Here is a 21,468-nt window from a genome sequence, read left to right on the forward strand (position 1 = left end):
CGGCCGGCGGTGAGGCGGCGCGGAGCTCAGGCGGTTGCGCGGCGTACTCGGTAGCCCCAGCGCCGGAGGACCCGGACCACCGTCTCCGCGCCGCTCGGATTGGCGCTGTGGACGAAGATCATGCCGATCTCGAAGGGGTGGTCGTCGAAAGCCGCCTCTTCCAGCAGGGCCACGACCGGCATGATGCTGTCGTCGCCGCCCAGGTCGTGGTCGAGCCAGAGTTCATCGATCTCGCGGTCGCGATGCTCTTCGAGTAGCAGGATGCCGTCGCGGCTGGTGCGGGCGATCCGGGTGGCTCTCGGCAAGGCTCGCAGGTCGTCGATGCCGAGGACGATCGGCGTTCGTGGCCCTGAACAGCCGGGGACTGCTGGGTTCGTGGCCACGGTGAGGACGACCGAGCGGGATCCAACGGTGAGGATGCGCGCGTCGGCGTCGATGAAGCCGGCGGCCGTCGCGAGCGTGCGCGCGTCTTCGGCCGTCTCCGGAAGCGGAACGTCGGCGGATACGAGGTCGGCGAACGGGCCGGAGGGACGGAACCGCGATGCGATCGGCAACGTGAAGCCCACTCGCCCTCTGGGCCTAAGCGCACGTCGCCAGTCGGCCAGGGCTCGGATGCCCAAGAAGTGAAGAGACGACGTGCAAAGGATCAGGTCCAGGTCGGCGTCGGCCACCGGCAACGGCACCGCCGTCCCGACACGCCAATCGATGGCGCGATCGCAGCCGAGCCGTTCGGCGCGGAGTCTGCCGGCGGCGACCATTCCCGCCGAAAGATCAACGGCCAGAATCGGCGTGCCGCGATGCGAGCGCCCCTGGGCGATCGCCAGCGCCGCCGCGCCGGCCCCGCAGGCCACATCGGCGATGTGCTCCGCGTCGGCCGGCGCCGCCAGCGCGACCAGAGCGCGGGCGATCTCGTCATGATGGTCGTTGTCATAGCCGTCGGCCAGATCATCGAACGCCCGCGCCATCTGCACTGGACCGGTCACGATCACACCTTAGTTCGGTGACCAGGCCCCATCCGTGGTGTTCCGGGCCGGCGGCACCGGCGCCGGCCGTACTCCGCCAAGGCGCACCTAGCTCGTGAACATCTGAGTGACGTTGGTGAAGGTGCCGGTCATGCCGGACGAGCGGTCGGAGGCGAGGAACACCGCCACCTCCGCGACCTCGGTGAGCGAGGGCGAGCGCTTGGACATCCGCATGGCGGCCAGGTTGTTCTTGAGTCCCTCGAGGGCCGCCTCGTCGAGCTGCATGTCGCTGTTCACGGTGGCCAGCCTCTCCGGGGTGAGCGTCTCGGGGATACCGGCGGCCCAGATCCCGAGGACCCGGACGCCATTCGGGCCGACCTCCAGGGCCAGGTTGCGGATGAAGGTGTCGATCGCCGCGTCGGCCGGGCCGGTGCTGCCCATCATCGGGGAGCTGTGCGCGGAGCCGCTGTTGAACGCCAGGATCACACCGGACCCCTGCTCGCTCATGTGGCGGGCCGCGACCTTCGCGGTGATGAAGGTGGCCGTGACGCCCTTCGTGATCGCGCGGGTGAAGTCGTCGGCCGCCATGCGCATGAGCGGGACGCCCTGGACGTCGCCGCGGCTGATGAGGTTGAGCGAGATGTGGATGCCGCCCTGCGCGGCCACGGACCTGGCGTGTTCCGCCACGGCGTCCTCGTCCAGGGCGTCGACGACCGCCGTCTCGGCCCTGCCGCCGGCCTCGGTGATCTCCTTGGCGAGCCGGTCGAGCTTGTCCTGGCCGCGCCCGGTGAGGAAGACCCGGGCTCCCTCGCGGGCGAACGCCTTGGCGATGCCGCCGCCGACCGGGCCGCCCGCCCCGTAAATGATCGCGTTCTTGCCCTCGAGCATCATGATCCGCTCCATCTCGCAGAGTCCGTTGCCTGTCGACTGTTGAAACGAGGAGACGGCCGGAGACTCATCGGTGTGACGGTGACCATTTTTGAAAGCCGGCCGTCACCTTGGCCGATCGAGAACTCAGGCGGCCGCTGCGGGTTCGAGGTACGGCGGTCGAGCGTGCCGGCGGCGTTGTGCCCAGCGGACGGCGAGTGGCGCCGCCAGTCCGGTCAGGGTGAACAGTGCTCCGACGACGTACCACCCGGGGCGGCCCCAGGCGATGCAGAGGGAGATGAGCAGGCTGGGGCCGAACGCTTCGGCGAGGCCGGCGCCCAGGCCGAAGACGCCCAGGTACTGCCCGATGGCGTGGTCCGGCGCGAGGGAGAAGGAGACCTCGAACCCGCCCGCGGAGTGCCAGAGCTCGCCCACCGTTGAGGATCAGGATCGCCGCGGAGGCCGCGAAGGAGATCGCGTTACCCGCGACGAGGAGCTGGTACGCGGTGTGGGTGCCCACTTGGACGGCCCAGCCCGCCAGCAGGGCCCCGAGGGAGACGCCGATGTTGGTCACGGCGCGCAGATAGGCGCGGAACTCCTGAGGCCGTCGCCGCGCCCCGTACGACGAGTGTGGCCGCGTAGACGCCACGTGCTCCGTGCGTGTCGGCGAGATGGCCGACCGTGACGCCGGCGATGAGCGAGACGAAGCCGGCGATGCCGAGTCCGAGACCCACCTCGGTCGCCGGGAGGTGGGCCGCCTGGGTGAAGTACAGGACTCCGGCGGTCAGGTAGAGGCCGCTGCCGATGGTGTTGACGAAGTTCGAGGCGGCGATGACGCGCTGCGGTCCGGTTTCTGGCACCAGGTGGGGCATGGCGTGGCTCCGCGTCTCGAGCATCCGGTACGGACCTGCTCTTGTTGCAAATAAGTTGCAATAGCAAGACTTGCGCGACTATGCCCGGCCGAGTCACGGCGGCCCCGACGGGAGGATCCGGCCGCCGGGGCCGCTACCGTACGAACGTGTTCAACCGTGACGGAGCCGAGGCCGGAGAGACGGCGGCGGCGGTCGACGCTTTCCTGGCCGACCGGCCGGACGACGCCGGCAGAGTGACCCTCCGCCCGCTCGCCGACCGTGAACAGGACGAGTTCCTCGAACTGGTGGCGGCGAGCGGCGATCTGCACCGCCCGTGGATGACCCTGCCCTCCACTCCCGAGGAGTTCCAGGCCTACCTCGCGCGGTACGCGCAGCCCGGCGAGGAGTCGCTGCTGGTCTGCCTGCGGAGCACCGGCGCCATCGCCGGCCTGGTCAACATCAACAGCATCATCCGGGGACGCTTCCAGAACGGCTCGCTGGCCTACGCCGCCTTCGCCCCCACCGCCGGCCAGGGGTACATGACCGAAGGTCTCGAACTCGTCGTGCGCTTCGCCTTCGCGCAGCTGCGGCTCCACCGGCTGGAAGCCCAGATCCAACCCGACAACCAAGCCTCCATCGGCCTGGTCCGGCGGGCCGGCTTCCGCTACGAGGGCTGCTCGCCCGAACTCCTGTTCATCGACGGCGCCTGGCGGGACCACGAACGCTGGGCCATCACCAACGCCATGATCGACGCCGTCCCCGCCGACCCCCATCCCACCCAGCCGCAACGCTGAGCGCCGACGGTCGTACGGTCCCGCCGTCGGGCCTTCGTCGTACGCGCCGCGGAGCGGCTCGCCCTGCCGCCCCGCGACGCCACCGAGAGCCGAGACGGAACCCGTCGGGATCGCCGGCGATGGCGCTGGAAGATCTTTTGTCGCAGGATGGCGGCCATGACGTGGTACGCGACGGTTCTGCCGCTCGGTGGGGTGGTTCTCGGATCGGCCGGCGCCCTGTTCGGTCAGTACCTGACCACGCGCGTCGACGCGCGCCGGGAACGACGTGCGCAGGTGACGGCCGAGCGGGCCGAGCGCAAGGAGGCGATCCTGGGCTTCCTGTCGGCCGCGCAGAGCGTGGAGCTGTTCCTCGACCGCCGCGATACGGCCGGTCCACAGGAGGACGACGGCGAGGCCGGGGATCGCCTGCACGCACTCTGGCTCGCCAAGAAGACCTGCGAGCTCGTGTGCTCGGACGGAGCCGCCCAGGCCGCCCACGACTACACGCTCGTCCTGCACGATCTCGTGCGTGCCAGGCCGGAAGGGCCCGCGAGCAAGCGTGAGCTCCGGCACGCGTTCATGGAGGAGGCCAGGAGCGAGCTCGGCATCGACGGCCGTCCGCTGCGGCGCGAGCTACCGCCGCCGATGTGAGATCCGCGCCTTCGACCGGGCACCACCGTCGGCTTCGATGTGCCGCCGTCGGCCGAGCCGATTCATGGGCTCGGCCGGTTCGGGCATCGGCCCGGGATCAGGAACCGGACTCCACGGTCGGGCACCAGACGGCCAGCTCGCAGCCTCCCGGCTCGCGGAAGTGGAACCGCCGGCCGCCCGGGAAGTCGAACGGGTCGACGGTCACGACTCCGCCCGCCCCCTCGACGGCCGTCCGCGCGGCGTCGAGATCGTCGGTGCGGACGGTCACCAAGGGAGCGTTCGGCCTCTCGGCGGGGTCTGCCTGGAAACCGAGAGCGACATCCCCGCTCCGCACGTCGACGTAGTCGGGGCCGTACGAGGTGGCCGCCCAGCCGAACGCGTCCTCGAAGAACCGGCCGGATTCGGCGGCGGAGCCGGAGGGGAACTCGACGAAGTCGACGGTGTACATGGGCGGCACCGTACGCCTCGGCACTGACAAGTCGGACCATCGCGCAGGTCAGGGGACTGATGGACCGGTTAATTAAGGCGACAAGGGTCGAACCCGGACACTACCGTACGGCGCATGAAACCGATCGGCGAGAACGAGATACGCGGCAGCTTCGTCAACTGTTCCAAGGGCGAAGCGCGCAAGCTGCACCTGCCTCGGGGGCTGGCCGATCTGCCCTGGGGCGACCTGGACTTCCTGGGCTGGCGAGATCCGGGAGCGCCGGACCGCGGCTATCTGGTCGCGGAACGAGACGACGGGCTGATCGGGCTCTCGCTGCGGGTCTCGGCCGAGGTTCGCCGGAGCATGGTGAAGACGACCGTCTGCTCGGTGTGCCTGACGGCCCACGCCGGGTCGGGGGTGTCGCTCTTCGTCGGACGCCGGGCCGGCGCCGCCGGGCGTGACGGCAACACGGTGGGCACGTACATCTGCGGCGACCTGGCCTGCCCGCTGTACGTACGCGGCAAGAAGAAGAACCCGCTGGCCACGCGGTTCACCGAGTCGCTCACCCTCGAGGAGCAGGTGGGCCGGATGCGCGACAACCTGAACACCTTCCTGGACCAGATCCTGTCGGAGAGGCCGTCCGTCTAGTGCAGCGCCGCGTTGATCCTTCGGGGGTTCATGCGGCTTTGAGTGGGCTGCCGTCGTAGGTCCAGCGGTAGGGCTTGGCGTCGTGTTCGTCGTAGGCCAAGACGAAGGTGGCGCTCGACGATGCCGGCGAAGGGAACCCCGCGCCGCACGACATATTCCCGGCGGATGACTCCGGTACCTCGCGGGGGCTACGAACGACACCAGAATGTTTACATCTATGGGCTGATTCGATACGGAGCTGCGGAACCTAGCGTCGATCCCGTGAAACGCAATCGCCGTATCAGCGCTGTCGCGGTGCTGACGCTCGCCGCCCTCGTCACCGGAACCGGCGCCGGGTTCGCCGCCACGACCACACCGTCGGCCACGCCGGTGGCCACGCACGCGTTCGGCATCGCACCGGCCACGGCCACGGCCACCGCGCCCACGCCGTCCTTCCAAGGCACGCTCCCCGCGCCGACCGGCCCCTACGCCGCCGGCGAGGACGTCATCCACCTCACCGACGCGAGCCGTCCCGACCCGTGGGTGCCGTCATCCGGCCCCCGCCAACTGACCGTCACGATGGTCTACCCGGCCGTCCCCGGGACCGGGACTCCGGCCCCTTATATGACCCTCGCCGAGGCAGCCGGAGTCATCCAGCACCGGAAGATGCCGGCGAGCTCCGGCGTCACCCCACAGAACCTTTCCAGCGTCACCACTCACGCCTTCGACGGCGCGCGGCCGCAACACGGCAAGCATCCGCTGGTGGTCCTCTCACCCGCGTACGAGGACCCGCGCATGGTGCTCACCTCGCTCGCGACCGACCTGGCCAGTCACGGCTACGTCGTCGCGCTCGTCGGCCACACCTACGAGGACAGCGGCGAGACGCTGGCGAACGGCCAGACGCCGCCGTGCGCGATCTGCGATGACCCGGCGCTCGACTTCGACTCCGTCGCCGCCAGCCGCGCGCTGGACGTGTCCTTCGTGATCGACCGGTTGACGCATGGCAATACCGCGTGGCGCCTGGCACACCTCATCGACAAGCACGAGATCGGCATGGCCGGACACTCCCTCGGCGGAGCGGCGGCCGCCACCACGATGATCGCCGACCCGCGAGTACGGGCCGGAGTGAACATGGACGGCACCTTCCACCCGGCCCCGATGCCCGGCCAGATCAACCGGCCGTTCCTCATGCTGGGTGCGGCCGTCAACCACGCGCCCGGCGGCGACGACTACACCGTGTGGGAGCAGGCCTGGGCCGCCCTCGGCGGCTACAAGAAGTGGCTGACGGTCGCCGGCGCCGACCACTTCAGCTTCAGCGACCTGGACCTGCTTCTGGAGGAGGGCGGGTTCCCGACGCCGCCCCTCTCCCCGGAACGCGGGGTGGTGATCACCCGCGAGTACGTGACAGCGTTCTTCGACCAGACGCTGAAGGGGATCCACAGTCCGCTGCTGGACGGCCCCTCGCCGAACAATCCGGAAGTAGTCTTCCAGTACTAGCGCAGCGCCGGGTTGATCCTTCGGGGGTTCATGCGCCTCGGCGACCCCGCCAGCTGACCGGCACCCCCGAAGGATCAACGCGGCGCTGCACTAGGGCGGAGCCGTCGGTGCCGTGGAGGTCCGCGCGCATCACTCAGGGCGGTCGCCGTCTCACATCCGGCCTCGGCGGAAATTTCGTCGCGAAGCGTGCAACCCCGCGTACACCTCGTGCGTATTGGCGGGCGGAAGGCATCTGTGCCGAAAGAGACGGAGTGCTCATGCACGAAGGCGCCGGACGTCCACGGGTCCGCCGCTCCGTGACGTCGATGCCGAGGTCGCCGCAGGATCGGCCGACCCATCGGGTCCGGCCGGTGTGCGCATTCGCCGGCCGGCCGTGCCGCGCGAACTCCGCGCCACGCGCCGCCTCGGCCTCTTTCGGCGGTGTCTTCCTTCTGCTCGGCCGCCCGCCGGCAACCGCGCCCGGCGCGGGGCGGCCGCGCGTCCGATTCGACTCCGCGCTCGTACGCGGAGCGCTTCCCCGAAGGAGTGGACACCTGTGCGCTTGACGCGTCTTTCCGCCGCCGCGGCCATCGCGGGTGCGCTGGCCGCGCCCCTGGCCATGGCCGGCACGGCCTCGGCCACCACCGGCACCGGCTCGGCCTACGGTCTGGCCGCCACCGGTCTGGTCGCCATCCCCGCGACCCCCGCCGTCGCCGCCACCGCCGACAAGAGCCTGCTGCACCTGCCGGCCAACCCCCTCATCGACGTCAAGGTCCTGCACGTCACCGCCAAGCCGGCCTATGCCCGCGCCAGCGTCACCGACCTGAGCGTCGCCAAGGCCGCCCTCACCGCCCACCTGGTCACCGCCACCTGCGACAACGGGACGGCCAGGTCCCACCTGGCCAAGGCCAGCCTGGCCGGGCACCGCCTGGCCGCCGACGCCGCGCCCAACAGCGCCCTCACCATCCCCGTCCAAGGGCTCGGCACCGCCTCCGTCACCCTCAACAAACAGGTCCGGAACGCGGACGGCACCCTCACCGTCACCGCCATCGAGGCCACCCTGCCCCTCGGCCCCGGCCACACCCAGACCCTCAGCGTCTCCTCCGCCACCTGCGCCGGCCCCGCTGAGAACCCGCCCACCCAGCCTCCGGGCAACCCCCCCACCCCGACGCCCACCCCGACCGCGACCGGCAGCCCCGTCCCCGCGCCGCCGGGGCAGGCGCCCAAGCCCACCCCCGTCACCGGAGACCTGCCCGTCACCGGCTGACCCCGTCGTAGGCGCCCTCATGCGGAGATCAGTGCACGGGTCTCCGCACGAGGGCCCCGCACCCGGTCGCCACCGCCCGCCGGGCGCGAAGCGGTCAGCCGGTGGGGACCGCGTAGCCGGGGATGGACGGCCAGCGGACGGTCATGACGACCGATTCCTCCTCGGCGTACCAGGAGTGGTCGACGCCGTGGCCCCAGAGAACGTAGTCGCCCTGCTCGGCCAGCACGACGTCGCCGTCGGGGAACCGCAGGTGGAACCGGCCGCTGATCAGGACGAGCAGGGCGGTGCGCTTCTCCTCGGTCGCCCACTGCGCCCGCTGGTCGCCGCGCGGGTGCACGCCCCACTTGATCTCGACGTCCTCGCTGTGCCGGAGGTCGCCGACCGGCTTGAAATGCCCGAGCAGCCAGCCCCGGTCACCGGCCGCGTCGGCGGCGGCCTTCCCGACGTACACGTTCTCCACGACCGGCGACGCTAGCAGTGCCCTCCTCAGGCGCTCGCATCACCGGTGCGGTCCCTCCTGAGCCTCACTGGGGCGTGTCACCGGCGGTCGACCGCGCGGCGATCAGGTCGGCACGCAGCTTCGCCGCGGCCTCGGCCGGGTCCTTCTGGTCGAGATCGGCGAACGCGGCGGCCGCGCGGTCGGCGGCGACGACGGCCTCGTCGAACCGCTCCAGGGCACCGAGGATCCGCGCCTCGTCGAAGTCGATGAGGGCCGTCTCCCAGGCCAGGGCGGCGGGTTCGTCGCCGGGCAGGTCCGCGAGCGCGGCCCGCGCGCCGGCCATCGCCGTCAGGCCGACCTCGGCGCTGCCGCTCCACATCACGCACAGGGCCTGGCGCCGGAGCGCCTGGACGGTTCCGTACGGGTCGCCGGCGGCGGTGGACGCCTCGGCGGCCGCGGCGAAGCGTTCCGCGGCGGTCGCGTCCTTGTCGAGCCGGCTGAGCAGGTCGCCGGCCTGGACGAGGAGGCGCGCGGCCACGGCCGGCTGCTCGGCGCGTTCGTCCTCGGCGAGCCGGGTGAAGGTGTCGGCGGCGGCGTCGACCTCGCCGAGGTCGCGCTGGGCGTTGCCGAGCAGGTAACGGGTCCGGCGTGCGGCGTCGGCGTCGCCGTGCGCCTCGAACATCGGAAGCGCCTCCTCGGCGGTCTCGGCCGCCTCGAGGTACCGGCCGGTCTCCAGATAGGCGACGCACAGGTCCTGGCGCGCGTACGCGGCCTGGTGGTGCGAGCCCTCCGCGGTGAAGCCGGCGACGGCCTCGATCAGGTCCTCGGCGGCCTGACCGGCGTCCCCGCGGGCCAGCAGGCGACCGCCCCGGACGGCGTACGCGGCGGCGCGCAGCGCGGGCAGGTCGGCCGGGGCGTTGGTGATGGCCTCGGTGAGCAGCGCGTCCGCCTCGGCGGCGTCCTCTTCCGTGTCGCTCGCGGCCAGCCGCCGGCCGAGCAGGAAGGCGGCCTCGGCCAGGACCGCGCGTCGTCCGCCCCGCCGGTATCCGTCGACCGCCCGCCGGAGCGCGGGCGTGAGCTCCGCGTCGCGGCCGGCGGCGCCCAGGACGCGGGCGCGGGCCATCTCCAGCTCACCGAGATCGCCGGGCTCGGCGGGCGTCGGCGCGCCGTCGAGCAGGCCGAGCGCCTCCTCGGTGCGACCCGCCTCGCCGTACGCGGCGGCCACCCGCGTCCGGGCCGCCAGCACCCGTCGCGGATCCGTCCCATGGGCGTCGAGCCAGGCGAAGGCGGACTCCAGCAGGGGCAGTCCCGCCTCGACCTGCCCGGTCTGGCACAGGACCGCGGCGTACCGGCTGGTCGCCGACCGAGCGCTCTCCTCGTCGCCGCCTCGCGTGTACGCCTCCGCGGCCCGCCGCCAGCCGTCGATCGCGCCCGGCGGATCTCCGGAGAGGAGGCGTTCGAGGCCCTCGCCGTCGAGCCGTCGTCCCCGCTGGACGGGGGAGAGCTCGCCCGCGACGGCGTCGACGCGACGCCAGGCGACCAGCGCGGCGGGGAACTCGCCCAGCCTCCAGTGCTCCTCGGCGCGGTCGAACAGCCGGTCGACGTCGTCGACGCTTTCGAGGCCGCCCTGCGGGACCGGGGCCGGGGGCGGCGTCGTGGCACGGCGCGCGTACGGGGTCAGCGGCAGGTGGTCGGCGAGCGGCTCGGCGTCGAGCAGTTCCCGGACGAGCCGGCCCTGCTCCGGCGTGCCGTTACGCGCGTCGAACCGGGCGGCGAGGTCGAGGGCCTCTCGGGTGAGCTCCGCGCGCAGGTCGGCGGCCGGTACCTCGGCGGCCGGCCGGTCGCCGTGCGCGGGCCGGCGTACGGTCACGTCCCCGTGGCCGATCTCGGCGAGCCGCCGCAGCAGGAGCGCGCCGGCGGCCGCGAACCGCATGCGGTCGTACGGCGTCGGGGCGCGGTCGAGCCAGCCGAGGTGGCGTTCCAGCAGCTCCAGACCGCGGGCCTCGTTGCCGCTGCGGGCACAGAACTCCAGGTGCACGGCGATGCCCCACAGCTCGGCCAGCCGGTCGCGCTGCGCCCGGTAGCCACGCCGGTGCGCGTCGGCGGCCGCCTCGAGGCGACCCGTGCGGAGGTAGCTGAAGAGCAGCTCGGTGAGGATCGTGTGGGGCTGCTCGTCGCAGCCGAGCTCGCCGCGCAGCAGCGGCTCGGCGAGCGCGATCGCGTCCTCGTCCCGGCCGCGCGCGGCCAGGTAGGCGACCTTGGTGCTGGGGTCGCAGCCCTCGCAGTCCGACAGCCGGGTACGCGGCGCCGCGTGCCACCGGGTGTACCACTCCTCGGCGGCCTCCGGCCCGTGGACGTGCTGGGTGACGACCGACCGGCACATGTACACCGGCTGCAGCCCCTCGCCGGCGAGCCGGTAGCGGCGCTCCATGTCGTCCAGGACCGCCAGCGTGCGGTCGAGCGGGATCTCGGGGAACCGCGTCAGCCCGGTGACGGTCCCCTTGAACCCCCAGAACAGCTGGTGCTCCTCGCCGAGGTCGGGGTTCCGGTCGTAGTCGCTGAGGCAGCGTACGAACACCGCGAACGCCTTGGCCCGCTCGCCGCTCTGGGTGTACTCGGTGCGCAGGTAGGTGCGGATCCGGTAGGCGACGCGCTCGTCGGCGGCGGCCTCGGCCAGCCGCAGCGCCTCCTCGACCATGATCGTTCGTGCCTGGCCGTACGGCAGCTCGCCCGCGCGGCTCAGCAGCTCATACGCCTGTTCGACCGTCATCGATCCTCCTCCGTCGGGCCGGTGACCAAGGTGCTGGGCTTCGTCACTGCTCCTCCGGGGCGGGGTCGTGGACGGCCCAGTCGAGCAGGCCGAGGAAGGACCGGTTGAGCACGGCGGTGTCGGCGGCCCGGAGGGGATGGTGGCCGAGCAGGAGCGCCTGGCCGTAGAGGGCCTGGACCGCGAGCTCGATGAGACCGGTCTCGGTCAGTGCGGTGATGCGCCGGGCGAGCGGGTTGCGATGGTTGATGACGAGCTGCGGGCGGTCGCTCACGGCCGCCATGCCCTCCAGCGCGCCGAGCACGTCCGACCACAGCGCGTCGGCGGACTCCCGTGCCTCCCGCAGCTCGGCCTGGTGCCGTGCGGCCCGGCTGGTCACGTACAGCGCGGGCAGCGACGCCGGGTCGAAGTCGCGGATGACGACCTCGCAGCCGAGCGAGTCGACGGCCCGCTGCGCGACGGCCAGGAAAGGCCGCAGCGCCAGCTCGGTCTCCGGGTCGAGCACGCCGAAGTGGGAGGTCAGCTCCGAGGGGTCCAGCGGCGGCAGGACCGCGTCGGGGTCGATCGCCGGGAGCCGTTCGATGATGTCGGCGTCGTAGACGTAACCGCCGTTGACCAGCGCGACTCCCTGAGCGCCGGAGACGGCCGCCAGGCGCCGGAACTCGTCCACGTCCGCGGTGTAGCGGCCGTCCCGGTGCCGGGTACGGAACTCCGCCAGGGTCATCGGCCCGGCGGATGTCTCGAACTCCAGCCACCGGTCGACGATCCGCAGCATGTCGTCGTCGCGCAGCGCCATCGCCTTGACGCCCAGGTGGTGCAGGCGCAGGAACGCGCGCAGCCGGGCCGGGTCGGTCTCCGACAGCCGTACGAGCCACTGCCGGACCTGCCGGCCCAGGGCGTCGCGGGTCGCGTCGAGCAGCTCGTCCTCGTACAGCGCCTCGCGGCCGGCCGTCGGGCGCAGTTCCCCGGCGTCCACCACGCACCGTACGAAGAACGCCCAGTCGGGCAGCAGCCCCTCGACGTCCTCGGCCAGCAGCATGCGCTTCAGGTAGACGCGGTGCGCGCCGCGCGCGGTCGGGGTGACCGGCTGCGGGAGGACGAACGCGACCCCGGTCAGCCCCGCCTCGGGGACCTCCAGGTCGATGGCGTCGAACGGCGCGAACCCGAACACCCGCCGGCAGTACTCGTCGAGCGCCGCGCGGCGGCGGCCCGGGTCGGGGTACGCCGCCCGCCACGGCGGCCCGTCCGCGGTGATCCGCCGGCCGTCCACCGTGAGGTCGACGGGCAGCAGCTCGCCGTACGTCGCGGCGAGCTCGGTGACGGTCGCGGGGGTGAGCCAGTCGCTCGCGCCGAGCCGGGGCCGCAGGCTGACGGTGGTACCCGGCTCGTCACGCGTGCCGGGTTCGACGCGGTAGCGGCCGTCGGCGAAGCCGGTCCACCGTACGGCGTCTCCCCCGCGGGCGGAGCGGGTGACCACGGTGATCTCGTCCGCGACGAGGAACGCCGACAGCAGGCCGATGCCGAACTGGCCGAGGAAGTCGTGCCGGGCCAGGCCGAGCTCGTCGCGCTTGGACGACCGGCCGATCGTCGCCAGCAGCTCGTGGACCTCGGTCTCGGTCAGGCCGATCCCGTCGTCGTGCACGCGGAGTTCGGCGCCGGTCTCGATCCGGATCCGCCCCGGCCCGTCGCCGCGCGCGGTGATCGCGTCGACCCCGTTCTGCAACAGCTCCCGCAGGTAGACGCGGGGGCTGGAGTACAGGTGCCTGCTCAGCAGGTCGACGACGCCGCGCAGATCGACTTGGAACGCCTGGTCCACCCCGGTGGCCTCTCATCGGTCGGCATTGCTGCCGATCACCCTAACGGCGACCTATCGGACACGCGTTTCAATATCGCGAGATGGCAGGTGATCGTACGGTGTCGAGCTTCCCACGCCGGGTAGGGGAGGCCTGACCAGGGGCTTTTCGGAGGGAGGAGGCCGACGATGAAAGAGCAGGAGGAGGGCCCCCACGGGGAGCGAGGAGTCACCAAGAGGCCGAGCACGCCCGCGGAGACGGAGACCACCGGCCGTCCGGACGCGAAGACCCCCGCCGAGGAGGAGTACCACCCGCCCGGCGGAACCTCCCGACCCGAGGACCTCAGCCCGGACGACTTCGAGTGAACGGGGCCCGGCGGCGGCTGAGCGAATCGCCCGATTCGCCGGCCGCCAGACCGGGCCTTCACCGAGCTTTCCTGCCCGGGGAGGCGGATGGCGGGTGGTGAGCGGCGGGTGGGTCCAGCCGCTCTCTGCTGTGAAACCCGATCGGCCAGTCGGTCCGCGTCCGCTGACCCGTGAGGCCCGCTCTCACCTGCGGCTCGGCTCGCCACCCTCTACCTGCGGTCTTTCCCACTACGCGGGATGGGATTCGTCGTCCGGCCGGTCGGCCTCCAGCGCCGCGATCCGGTGCCGCGCCGCCTCGATCTGCCGGCGGAGGAGGCGCACCTCCTGCTCGAGCTCGAGGACCCGGCGGATCGCCGTCAGGGTCATCCCCTCGTCGGCGAGGCGGACGACGTACTGGACCCGGTCGATCTCACGCCGGGAGTAACGACGCTGGCCGCCCGGGGACCGCTGGGGACGGACCACATCGTGCTCGTCCAGCCGCCGCAGGAACGCCTGCTGTAGGTCGAGCATGCCCGCTACCTGACCGACCGAGTAGAGAGGCGCGTGCTCGTCGTCGATGGGCAGTGATCCCATTGGCGGTCCTCCCTTGACGACGGCGGGGTGGGCGCCGTGACGCGCCCACCCCGCCGGCGACCGATCCGATCAGCGGACGATCGCCTTCTGCTCCGACTTGTGCACCTCGATCTTGCGCGGCTTGGCCTGCTCGAGCACGGGGATGCGGACCGCGAGCACGCCGTTGTCGTACGCGGCGTCGATGCGCTCGGCGTCCAGGTGCTCGGAAAGGTAGACGCGCCGGGTGAAGGTGCCCATCGGGCGCTCCCGGACGAAGACCCGGTCGTCCTCGGCGAACTCCTCTTCGCGCCTGGCGCTGACCGTGAGCACCCCGCGGTCGACCGTGACCTCGATCGAGTCCGGGTCGATGCCGGGAACGTCGAAACGAAGCACCACGTCGTCCTTGCGACGGATGCCGTCCATCGGCATCACCGCGCCGCCGGACTGGCCGAGGGACTGCCGGGTGAGCCGGTCGAACTGCCGCTCGAACTCCTGCACGAATGGGTCGATCGACGTCAGCAGCATCGTGAACCACCTCCGAAGATCCGTAAGTATCTTGTGCCGCCGACTGGAGGAAACCTCCAAGTCGATTTCGATGTTCCCTCTCGCCGCGACGAGAACAACTAACGTGCGGGGTAGATCTATCTAACCGCGATCGCGCAGGTCGGACGGGGTCATGCGCGTCGCGTCTCACGCGGTGGCGGGTGTGGGTGGTACCGGCCGGGCGGAACGGTTCACCCGCCGGGTGGGGCGTCGTTTCTGGTGGTGTCTACTCAGAGGAGACGAAATCTTCTGTCAGTAGACGTCGGTGAAACAGGACGGGCGACCCGCAGGGCGCTACTAGGAATCGTCGGCGCCCGCGTCTCTCACAGCGCCATCGCCAGTTCGGCCGCGCGGCACGCGTAGACCAGTTGCTGCGGGGTCGTGGCGAACAGGATCGGCGAGGCCGTGTCGAACCGGGCGATGGCCATGTACTCGCGCCGGTACCAGCACCACATCACTAACCACTGGCGGCACAGGCCCTGCAGCTCGGCGAGTTGGGCGGGGCTCGGGTCGGGGCGGACGGCGGGGATGTCGGTGAGCGTGTCGCCGACCGTCGTACGGTACGGGGTGCGCCGGGTCAGCATGGCGAGGAGGCGGCCGATCACCGCGGCTCCCGGATTTCGGCCAGCTCCGCGGCGGTCAGGATGACGCCGGATGCGGGGACGATGACGTGCACGGTCTTGCCGTGCTCGGTGTAGGTCGGCCACCAGGCGAGGGCGTGCTGATCGATGATGACTAAGCCGCGACCGTTCTCGGCGAGCAGGCCGCCCATCTGCCGGGCGGACAGTGGCTCGGGGTCGGGATCGCTGACGGCCAGGTGTACGTACCGGTCGGTGACGGTCACCTCGACACCGATCGGCCAGATGTCGTCCGGCCATGGGTGCAGGGCCGTCGCGGCGCGTACGGCGTTGGTGGCCAGTTCGGACGCCAGCAGAGCGATGTCGTACGGGTCGTACGGATGGCCGGACACAGCGTCGGCGGCGAAGCGGCGAGCCTGACGCACGACTTCGGGCCGGGCCTGGAGCGGGAGGAACCCGGGTCCCGCCGCTGTGCGGGACGGGGGAGCAATAGATCCCTAAATGTCGGTTCCCCTGTTCAGCCCTTCCTGCTGCCCTACGATTCCCCTGGCAACACTGAGGGAGGTCGTGTGGTTACTGAGCGAATCAGCCCGACACTGCGACGCCGTCGTCTTGCGTCGCGGCTGCGGCAGTTGCGCGAGCAAGCCGACATGACCGTTGCCGAGGCCGCGAAAGCGATCGAATGGACGCCATCGAAGATCACTTGGATCGAGACGAATCGTGGCAAGCGCCCGAATCCACGCGACGTCCGCGACCTGTGCGACGCCTACGAGGTGACCAACGAGCGCGAACGCGCGTACCTTGAGCAGCTTGCCCGCGATGGGCGACTGAAGGGCTGGTGGGATCCGTACGGCGACGTCCTCCCGCACCCGTACGAGAACTACGTCGGCTTGGAGGCGGAAGCGGCGACCGTGCTGAACTTCGAACTCGGCATGATTCCCGGCCTGCTCCAGACCGAGGACTACGCCCGCGCGATGATCCAGGCGGGGCCGGCTGAACTCGCCGCCGACAAGGTCGACAAACGCGTCGAGGTTCGGATCAAGCGGCAGGCCGCGCTGCGGCAGGACCCGGGACTCCGCCTGGTCGCAGTGATTGACGAAGCCGCGCTACACCGGCAGGTCGGCAGCACGACGGTGATGCGTGCTCAGCTGCAGCACCTGGTCGACATCGCCGAAGAACTCTCGCGCGTCACGATTCAGGTAGTCCCCTTCATCCGTGGCGCGCACTCGAGTATGACGAACGGCTTTGTGATCCTCCAGTTCCCTGAGTCGGAGGACCCTGATGTCGTCTATGTCGAGAACGCGGCCGGTGGACTCTGGTTGGAGGACGTGCAGGAGATCACGGGCCATCACGTCGCGTTCCAACATCTGCTCGGCAATGCGGATAGTGCGCCAGATACGATCGCAATGATCGCCAAAATGGCAAGGTCCTGACCGTACCGACCTGAAAGACCGTGTACCAATGTCCAACACCCACGAGTTGATCGATCCCGCGTGGCGTAAATCGAGCCACAGCGGCCAGTCGGGCCAGTGTGTCGAGGTCGCCGTAGGCGGAGAGGACCGTATCCGATAGGTGAATCCAGGGGCCCATTCGCCGGAGACGGCGCGCGGGCGACCTGGTCACGGTCGCCGCGCGCCTCACCGTCGCGCAGGGACCCTCACCCGTTCACCGTCTCCTTCGCGTCGGGTTGTGTCTCGGGCCCCTCGCCGGGCCTCCGGACCTTCGTGAGGTCAGACGCGGCGTGTCTCGTTGCCCAGGCCGAGGGCATCGGAGACCTCGGCGACTCGCGTGTACTCCTGGTCCGGGAGGTTCCGCAGGTCTCTGACGACGTCGTCCGGGGCGCCGTTGCGCGCCGCGCGGTCGGCCAGCGCGGCCGGGCGCATCGGCTCGTGGAAGCCCGCGAGGTAGCGCGCGATGTTGCTGCGCCGTTCGACGTCGTCCGGGCTCATGCCGGGCGGAGTGCCTTCGCGGTCCGCGAGGTTCGCGGACGTCGGGTCGCGGTCCCGGTCGTCCTCCACCGGCTCGGGTTCCTTCCACTCCTCCACGCGCGTCGGACGGGCGGCGCGCTGCAGCCCTTCGGTCTCGTGCCGCAGCTGGTCGTCGATGTGCGGGCCGTGCTTGGCGCTCTTGTCACCCATGGTGGACTCCTCTCGGCTCATAGGCTTCGCAGGGCCCCTACCCGCCGCACGGGGAAAATGCGGCCCACGTGCCGGGAGTTGCCGCCGCGGCGGGGAGACCGGTCGGGACCGGGCGGGCGACCGTGCGGTAGCTTCGCTTTCCTGGGACGGGTTCGACGCGGCCCTGTCCCCGCGCAGGCCTCGTCACCTGGGAGCAGCCCATGAACCGGCCCATACGAATCGCGAACTGCTCCGGCTTCTACGGCGACCGGCTGTCCGCGCTGGCCGAGATGGTGCGCGGCGGGCCGGTCGACGTGATCACGGGCGACTACCTGGCCGAGGTCACGATGCTCGTGCTGGCCAAGAACCGGCTGAAGAAGCCCGCCGGCGGGTATGCCACGACCTTCCTGCGCCAGCTCCGGCCGGTGGCGGCCGAGATCGCCGAGCGCGGGATCAAGGTCGTCGTCAACGCCGGTGGCCTGGACCCGGCGGGTCTGGCGCGGGACACCCGCGCCCTGCTGGCCGAGGCCGGTGCGGACCTGACGGTCGCGCACGTCGAGGGCGACGACCTGTCGGCGCGGCTGCCCGAGCTGGCGGCCGCGGGCCATGACCTGGCCCATCTGGACACCGGCAAGCCGTTCACGAGCTGGGGGCACGAGCCGCTCACCGCGAACGCGTACCTCGGCGGATTCGGCATCGCCGCCGCCCTCGCCGGTGGGGCCGACATCGTGATCACGGGCCGGGTCGCCGACGCGTCGCTGGTAACGGGGGCCGCCGCCTGGTGGTGGGGCTGGTCGCCGGGCGACCATGACGCGCTCGCCGGGGCCGTCGTGGCCGGGCACGTGATCGAGTGCGGCGCCCAGGCGACCGGGGGCAACTTCTCCGGCTTCCCCGGCATCGCCGACCTGCGTCACCCCGGCTTCCCGATCGCGGAGGTCGACCGGGACGGGTCCAGCGTGATCACGAAGCACGAGGGCACCGGCGGGGCGGTCACGGTCGACACCGTCACCGCGCAACTGCTGTACGAGGTCGGGGCACCGGACTACCTGAACCCGGACGTGATCGCCCGGCTCGACACCGTCCGGGTCGAGCAGGAGGGGCCCGACCGCGTCCGGATCAGCGGCGTGGCGGGGCAGGCGCCGCCGCCCACCACCAAGGTGGCCGTGACCGGGCTCGGCGGCTGGCGGAACGGCTGCACGTTCGTGCTGACCGGGCTGGACGTCGACGCGAAGGCCGCATTGGTCGAGCGGGCGGTGCGCGCGCGACTCGACGAGGATCCGGGCATCGCCGACCTGCGCTTCACCCGTATCGGCTCACCCGCGGCCGACCCGGCGGACCAGATGGCCGGGTCCAGCCTCCTGCACGTCGCCGTCGACGGCGACCAGCAGAGCGCGGGCCGGTCCTTTTCGGCGCTCTGCGTGGAGCTGGCCCTGTCCAGCTATCCGGGGATCTACGGCATGGGGGCGCCGCCGTCCGGCTCCGCATATGGCGTGTACTGGCCGACGCTGATTCCCCAGGACGTCCTGCGGCACACGGTCGTGCACGCCGACGGACGCCAGGAGCTCGTCCCGCCCCCCGCGACCGGGGAAGAGCCCGTCGAGAGGTCTGCCGACGCCCAGGCGCCGTACGACGCGGGGCCGACCGTTGACGGGCCGCTCGGGCGGCTCGTGCACGCTCGCTCCGGGGACAAGGGCGGCAACGCGAACGTCGGGCTCTGGGTCGCCGATCCCGAGGCGTGGCCGTGGCTCGCCGCGACGATGACCACCGACCGGCTGCGGGAGCTGCTGCCCGAGACGCGCGGGCTGGCCGTCGACCGGTACGTCCTGCCGAACCTGCGGGCGGTCAATTTCGTGATCCGGGGCCTGCTGGACGGCGGGGCCACCGAGGCGCGGCGGTTCGACACCCAGGCCAAGGCGCTCGGCGAGTGGCTGCGCGCCCGCCACGTACCCCTTCCGGAGCGGCTCCTGGCATGAAGGTCACCACCGAGTCCGCACGGCGCCGCACCGTGGCGTCGTTGGAGCTCGGTGTGCTGCTGGCGCTGGTCGGGGGGTTCCTCGACGCGTACTCCTTCATCCACCTGGGCGGCGTCTTCGCCAACGCGCAGACCGCCAATGTCGTGCTGTTCGGCGTGGAGGCGGCCCGTGGGCAGTGGGGGAACGCCGTGCGGCACCTGCCGCCGATCGTGGCCTTCATGGTCGGCGTGGCCGTGGCGGAGACGCTGCGGCGGCCCCGGGTGACGGCCGTCGTACCCGGGCCGGCCAGGGCCGCCCTCGTGCTGGAGATCCTCGTGCTGGTGGCCGCCGGCTTCCTGTCGTCCGTGATCCCGGCCGACGCGCTCGTGGTCGTGATCGCGTTCGTGGCGTCGGTGCAGGTGACGTCGTTCCGGACGCTGATCGACTGGCCGTACAACACGACCATGACCACGGGGAACCTCCGTTCGGCCGCGCAGGCGCTGTACGTGGCGGTCGTCGACCGGGACGCCGCGTCGGCGCGGAAGGCCGCCAGCTTCGCCACCGTCATCGTCAGCTTCCTGGCGGGCGGGTTCCTCGGCGGGTGGCTGACCCTGCGCCTCGGCGCGCACGCGATCTGGGTCTGCGCCGCCATCCTCCTGCTGGCACTGGGCCTGTTCGTCATCGACGTGCGCCGGAACGTCCCCGCGCTGCGCCTGCGGATGCCCCGCCGCCGGCGGTGACGGTCACTCGTACGGGTCCCGTGGGGCGGTGACCTCGGCGAGGCTGGTGGCGCGCAGCTCGGGTACACCGTCGGCGGCGCGCTGGAACGTCCCGGTCACGGTCACCCACTGGTCCCGTGCGGGCGCGTTCCCGGTCGTGCCGGTGACGCGTACGACCGCCGCGACGGCGTCGGCGGCGCAGCAGGCGATCTGGTAGCGCGCGATCCGGAACCCCGTCCGGTCCTTCGCCGGGGTGACGAAGCCGGTGAGCCGTACGGGGGTCGCGCCGAAGCTCGCGCCGTGGTGGTCGGCGGTGCGTTCGTCGAACTCCAGCAGCGTCATCGGCACCGTACGCCCGGTGGGGAGCGGGTCGAAGGTCCGGCCGCCGGAGCTGACGTCGACGGCGGCGCTGCGGCCGACGCCGAAGCTGCCGAGCGCGGGCGGCGTGACCAGCAGCAACGCGAGGACGGGCCCGAGCAGCAGCCACCCGGCCCGATCGCCGTGCGCGTGGCCGTGGTCGTGGCCGTGGGCGTCGCCCCGGCCCCGTACGAACCCGAGGGCGCGGGCGACCCCGACCAGACCGAGGCCGACGAGCAGGATCCCGGCGATCAGCAGCACGCTGCCCATGCCGGTCTTGACGTACTTCGCGTACGCGCCGGTGAGCGCCAGGCGGACCATCATCGCGCCGACGAGCAGGACGGTCGTCGCGCGGGCGTCCTCGGTCACAGCAGCCACCACCCGACGAGACCGGCGCAGGTGACCGCCACCGCGAACGTCGCGAGCGAGAACCGCCACGCGAACCGGGTGCCGAACGTCCCCGCCTGCAGCGCGAACAGCTTGACGTCCACCATGGGCCCGACCACGAGGAACGCCAGCCGCGCGGTGAGGGAGAACTGCTTGAGCCCCGCGGCGACGAAGGCGTCCGCCTCGGAGCAGAGGGCCACCACGACGGCGAGGGCGCCGAGGACGAGCAGCGAGAGCGGCCCGGTCCCGGCGACGGAGTCCACGATGTTCCGGGGTACGAGGGTCTGCAGCGTGGCCGCGGTGCCGGCCCCGATGACGAGGAAGCCACCGGCCTGCAGGAAGTCGTGCTGCGCGGTGGAGAGGAAGACGGTGAGCCGGGGTCCTTCCTCGTCGTGGTGCGAGCGCCGCGGCCGGATCAGGTCGTCGCGGCCCAGGGCGTTCCACAGCAGGCCCATGATGACGGAGGCGGCCAGACTCGCCAGGAACCGCGCGAGGACCATCGCGGGCCGCCCGGGGAACGCGACCGCGGTCGAGACGAGGACGACCGGGTTGATGGCCGGCGCCGACAGCAGGAAGGCGAACGCCGCCGCCGGCGTCACGCCGATCGAGACGAGCCGGGCGGCGACCGGGACGGATCCGCACTCACAGCCGGGCAGCGCCGCTCCGGCCGCCGCCGCGGCGGGCACCGCGAGCACGGGGCGTTTCGGCAGCAGCCGCGCGATCAGGCCGGGCGGGACGAACGCCGCGATCGACGCGCTGACGGCGACGCCGAGCACGAGGAACGGCAGGGCCTGGATGGTGATGGCGACGAAGACGGTCGCCCAGTTCGCGACGGCGGGGTGGCCGAGCAGCCCGGTCAGCACCGGCCGCAGCAGCACCGCGGCGACGATCAGCGCGGTGACCAGCGGCAGTCCGGCTCCGCGCGGGCGTCGGCCGGGCGGAGCCGCGTCGGCGGCGGTCGAGGGGGCCTCCGGGGAGGAGGCGGGGGTCGGCACAGG

General features: G+C 71.9%; 25 protein-coding genes. 10 read left to right on the forward strand and 15 right to left on the reverse strand.

The genetic code is table 11. The features are described 5' to 3' along the window. Positions 1-26 precede the first annotated feature (26 nt). The 4 genes from ABD978_RS41725 to ABD978_RS41740 all read right to left on the reverse strand — a co-directional run bounded on the left by ABD978_RS41725 (position 27) and on the right by ABD978_RS41740 (position 2,701). Positions 27-983 (reverse strand): cyclic-phosphate processing receiver domain-containing protein, encoded by a 957-nt coding sequence (locus ABD978_RS41725; protein ID WP_345366916.1) that lies wholly within the window; start codon positions 981-983, stop codon positions 27-29. An 87-nt stretch (positions 984-1,070) separates the two neighbouring features. Beyond that, entirely contained in the window at positions 1,071-1,853 is a 783-nt protein-coding gene (locus ABD978_RS41730; RefSeq protein ID WP_345366918.1) for an SDR family NAD(P)-dependent oxidoreductase, read from the reverse strand. 123 nt (positions 1,854-1,976) lie between these two features. Beyond that, the gene (locus ABD978_RS41735) at positions 1,977-2,264 is read right to left on the reverse strand and encodes a hypothetical protein (protein ID WP_345366920.1); all 288 of its coding nucleotides are present in this window, start codon (positions 2,262-2,264) and stop codon (positions 1,977-1,979) included. 44 nt (positions 2,265-2,308) lie between these two features. Further along, positions 2,309-2,701: an MFS transporter gene (locus ABD978_RS41740; RefSeq protein WP_345366922.1), complete on the reverse strand. Its 393-nt coding sequence runs from the start codon at positions 2,699-2,701 to the stop codon at positions 2,309-2,311. Between the two features lie 146 nt (positions 2,702-2,847). Between ABD978_RS41740 and ABD978_RS41745 the strand changes: the two genes are divergently transcribed. Beyond that, complete coding sequence (locus tag ABD978_RS41745; protein ID WP_345366924.1) at positions 2,848-3,474, forward strand: GNAT family N-acetyltransferase; 627 nt, start codon at positions 2,848-2,850, stop codon at positions 3,472-3,474. A 156-nt stretch (positions 3,475-3,630) separates the two neighbouring features. Continuing rightward, complete coding sequence (locus ABD978_RS41750; RefSeq protein WP_345366926.1) at positions 3,631-4,104, forward strand: hypothetical protein; 474 nt, start codon at positions 3,631-3,633, stop codon at positions 4,102-4,104. Between the two features lie 97 nt (positions 4,105-4,201). Here the strand turns inward: ABD978_RS41750 and ABD978_RS41755 are convergent, their stop codons facing one another. After that, entirely contained in the window at positions 4,202-4,552 is a 351-nt protein-coding gene (locus ABD978_RS41755; protein ID WP_345366928.1) for a VOC family protein, read from the reverse strand. A gap of 114 nt (positions 4,553-4,666) precedes the next feature. On the opposite strand from ABD978_RS41755, the gene ABD978_RS41760 reads away from it, so the two are divergent. From ABD978_RS41760 to ABD978_RS41770, 3 genes are all read left to right on the forward strand, one after another. Then, positions 4,667-5,179 carry an FBP domain-containing protein gene (locus ABD978_RS41760; RefSeq protein WP_345366930.1) on the forward strand — a complete coding sequence of 171 codons (513 nt, stop codon included), beginning with the start codon at positions 4,667-4,669 and terminating at the stop codon, positions 5,177-5,179. A 261-nt stretch (positions 5,180-5,440) separates the two neighbouring features. Continuing rightward, positions 5,441-6,655, forward strand: coding sequence for an alpha/beta hydrolase family protein (locus tag ABD978_RS41765; protein WP_345366932.1), 1,215 nt, complete (start codon positions 5,441-5,443; stop codon positions 6,653-6,655). A 535-nt stretch (positions 6,656-7,190) separates the two neighbouring features. Beyond that, on the forward strand, positions 7,191-7,901 hold the full coding sequence (locus ABD978_RS41770) for a choice-of-anchor P family protein (RefSeq protein ID WP_345366934.1): 711 nt from the start codon (positions 7,191-7,193) through the stop codon (positions 7,899-7,901). A gap of 94 nt (positions 7,902-7,995) precedes the next feature. Here ABD978_RS41770 and ABD978_RS41775 read toward each other — a convergent pair whose 3' ends face one another. The 3 genes from ABD978_RS41775 to ABD978_RS41785 all read right to left on the reverse strand — a co-directional run bounded on the left by ABD978_RS41775 (position 7,996) and on the right by ABD978_RS41785 (position 12,923). Further along, on the reverse strand, positions 7,996-8,361 hold the full coding sequence (locus tag ABD978_RS41775) for a cupin domain-containing protein (RefSeq protein ID WP_345366936.1): 366 nt from the start codon (positions 8,359-8,361) through the stop codon (positions 7,996-7,998). Positions 8,362-8,425: 64 nt separating this feature from the next. After that, complete coding sequence (locus ABD978_RS41780) at positions 8,426-11,110, reverse strand: hypothetical protein (protein WP_345366938.1); 2,685 nt, start codon at positions 11,108-11,110, stop codon at positions 8,426-8,428. 43 nt (positions 11,111-11,153) lie between these two features. Further along, positions 11,154-12,923, reverse strand: coding sequence for an HSP90 family protein (locus ABD978_RS41785; protein WP_345366940.1), 1,770 nt, complete (start codon positions 12,921-12,923; stop codon positions 11,154-11,156). Between the two features lie 165 nt (positions 12,924-13,088). On the opposite strand from ABD978_RS41785, the gene ABD978_RS41790 reads away from it, so the two are divergent. Further along, positions 13,089-13,265 carry a hypothetical protein gene (locus ABD978_RS41790; protein WP_345366942.1) on the forward strand — a complete coding sequence of 59 codons (177 nt, stop codon included), beginning with the start codon at positions 13,089-13,091 and terminating at the stop codon, positions 13,263-13,265. Positions 13,266-13,493: 228 nt separating this feature from the next. Here ABD978_RS41790 and ABD978_RS41795 read toward each other — a convergent pair whose 3' ends face one another. From ABD978_RS41795 to ABD978_RS41810, 4 genes are all read right to left on the reverse strand, one after another. Next, a complete protein-coding gene (locus ABD978_RS41795; RefSeq protein WP_345366944.1) occupies positions 13,494-13,838 on the reverse strand; it encodes a MerR family transcriptional regulator in 345 nt (114 codons plus the stop codon). A gap of 69 nt (positions 13,839-13,907) precedes the next feature. Then, on the reverse strand, positions 13,908-14,342 hold the full coding sequence (locus tag ABD978_RS41800) for an Hsp20/alpha crystallin family protein (RefSeq protein ID WP_345366946.1): 435 nt from the start codon (positions 14,340-14,342) through the stop codon (positions 13,908-13,910). Positions 14,343-14,683: 341 nt separating this feature from the next. Further along, entirely contained in the window at positions 14,684-14,965 is a 282-nt protein-coding gene (locus ABD978_RS41805) for a hypothetical protein (RefSeq protein ID WP_345366948.1), read from the reverse strand. Then, positions 14,962-15,429 (reverse strand): ATP-binding protein, encoded by a 468-nt coding sequence (locus ABD978_RS41810; protein ID WP_345367436.1) that lies wholly within the window; start codon positions 15,427-15,429, stop codon positions 14,962-14,964. The genes ABD978_RS41805 and ABD978_RS41810 overlap by 4 nt, the downstream gene beginning before the upstream one ends. A gap of 78 nt (positions 15,430-15,507) precedes the next feature. Here ABD978_RS41810 and ABD978_RS41815 point away from each other — a divergent pair, with 78 nt between their 5' ends. Further along, on the forward strand, positions 15,508-16,371 hold the full coding sequence (locus ABD978_RS41815; RefSeq protein ID WP_345366950.1) for a helix-turn-helix domain-containing protein: 864 nt from the start codon (positions 15,508-15,510) through the stop codon (positions 16,369-16,371). Positions 16,372-16,399: 28 nt separating this feature from the next. Then, on the forward strand, positions 16,400-16,510 hold the full coding sequence (locus ABD978_RS44145) for a DUF397 domain-containing protein (protein WP_364435844.1): 111 nt from the start codon (positions 16,400-16,402) through the stop codon (positions 16,508-16,510). 158 nt (positions 16,511-16,668) lie between these two features. On the opposite strand, the gene ABD978_RS41820 is transcribed toward ABD978_RS44145, so the two are convergent. Next, positions 16,669-17,076: a DUF2795 domain-containing protein gene (locus tag ABD978_RS41820; RefSeq protein ID WP_345366952.1), complete on the reverse strand. Its 408-nt coding sequence runs from the start codon at positions 17,074-17,076 to the stop codon at positions 16,669-16,671. Between the two features lie 200 nt (positions 17,077-17,276). Here ABD978_RS41820 and ABD978_RS41825 point away from each other — a divergent pair, with 200 nt between their 5' ends. Both ABD978_RS41825 and ABD978_RS41830 read left to right on the forward strand, forming a co-directional pair. Continuing rightward, on the forward strand, positions 17,277-19,028 hold the full coding sequence (locus ABD978_RS41825; RefSeq protein ID WP_345366954.1) for an acyclic terpene utilization AtuA family protein: 1,752 nt from the start codon (positions 17,277-17,279) through the stop codon (positions 19,026-19,028). Further along, positions 19,025-19,747, forward strand: a complete 723-nt coding sequence (locus ABD978_RS41830; protein ID WP_345366956.1) for a YoaK family protein — start codon at positions 19,025-19,027, stop codon at positions 19,745-19,747. The genes ABD978_RS41825 and ABD978_RS41830 overlap by 4 nt, the downstream gene beginning before the upstream one ends. 3 nt (positions 19,748-19,750) lie before the next feature. Here ABD978_RS41830 and ABD978_RS41835 read toward each other — a convergent pair whose 3' ends face one another. Together ABD978_RS41835 and ABD978_RS41840 are read right to left on the reverse strand one after the other, a co-directional pair. Further along, on the reverse strand, positions 19,751-20,461 hold the full coding sequence (locus ABD978_RS41835; protein WP_345366958.1) for a TIGR03943 family putative permease subunit: 711 nt from the start codon (positions 20,459-20,461) through the stop codon (positions 19,751-19,753). Next, the gene (locus ABD978_RS41840; protein WP_345366960.1) at positions 20,449-21,465 is read right to left on the reverse strand and encodes a permease; all 1,017 of its coding nucleotides are present in this window, start codon (positions 21,463-21,465) and stop codon (positions 20,449-20,451) included. Before ABD978_RS41840 ends, ABD978_RS41835 begins: the two co-directional genes overlap by 13 nt. Between the last annotated feature and the right edge of the window lie 3 nt (positions 21,466-21,468).

This window comes from Actinoallomurus liliacearum (assembly GCF_039542035.1).
GTDB classification, from domain to species: Bacteria; Actinomycetota; Actinomycetes; order Streptosporangiales; family Streptosporangiaceae; genus Actinoallomurus; species Actinoallomurus liliacearum.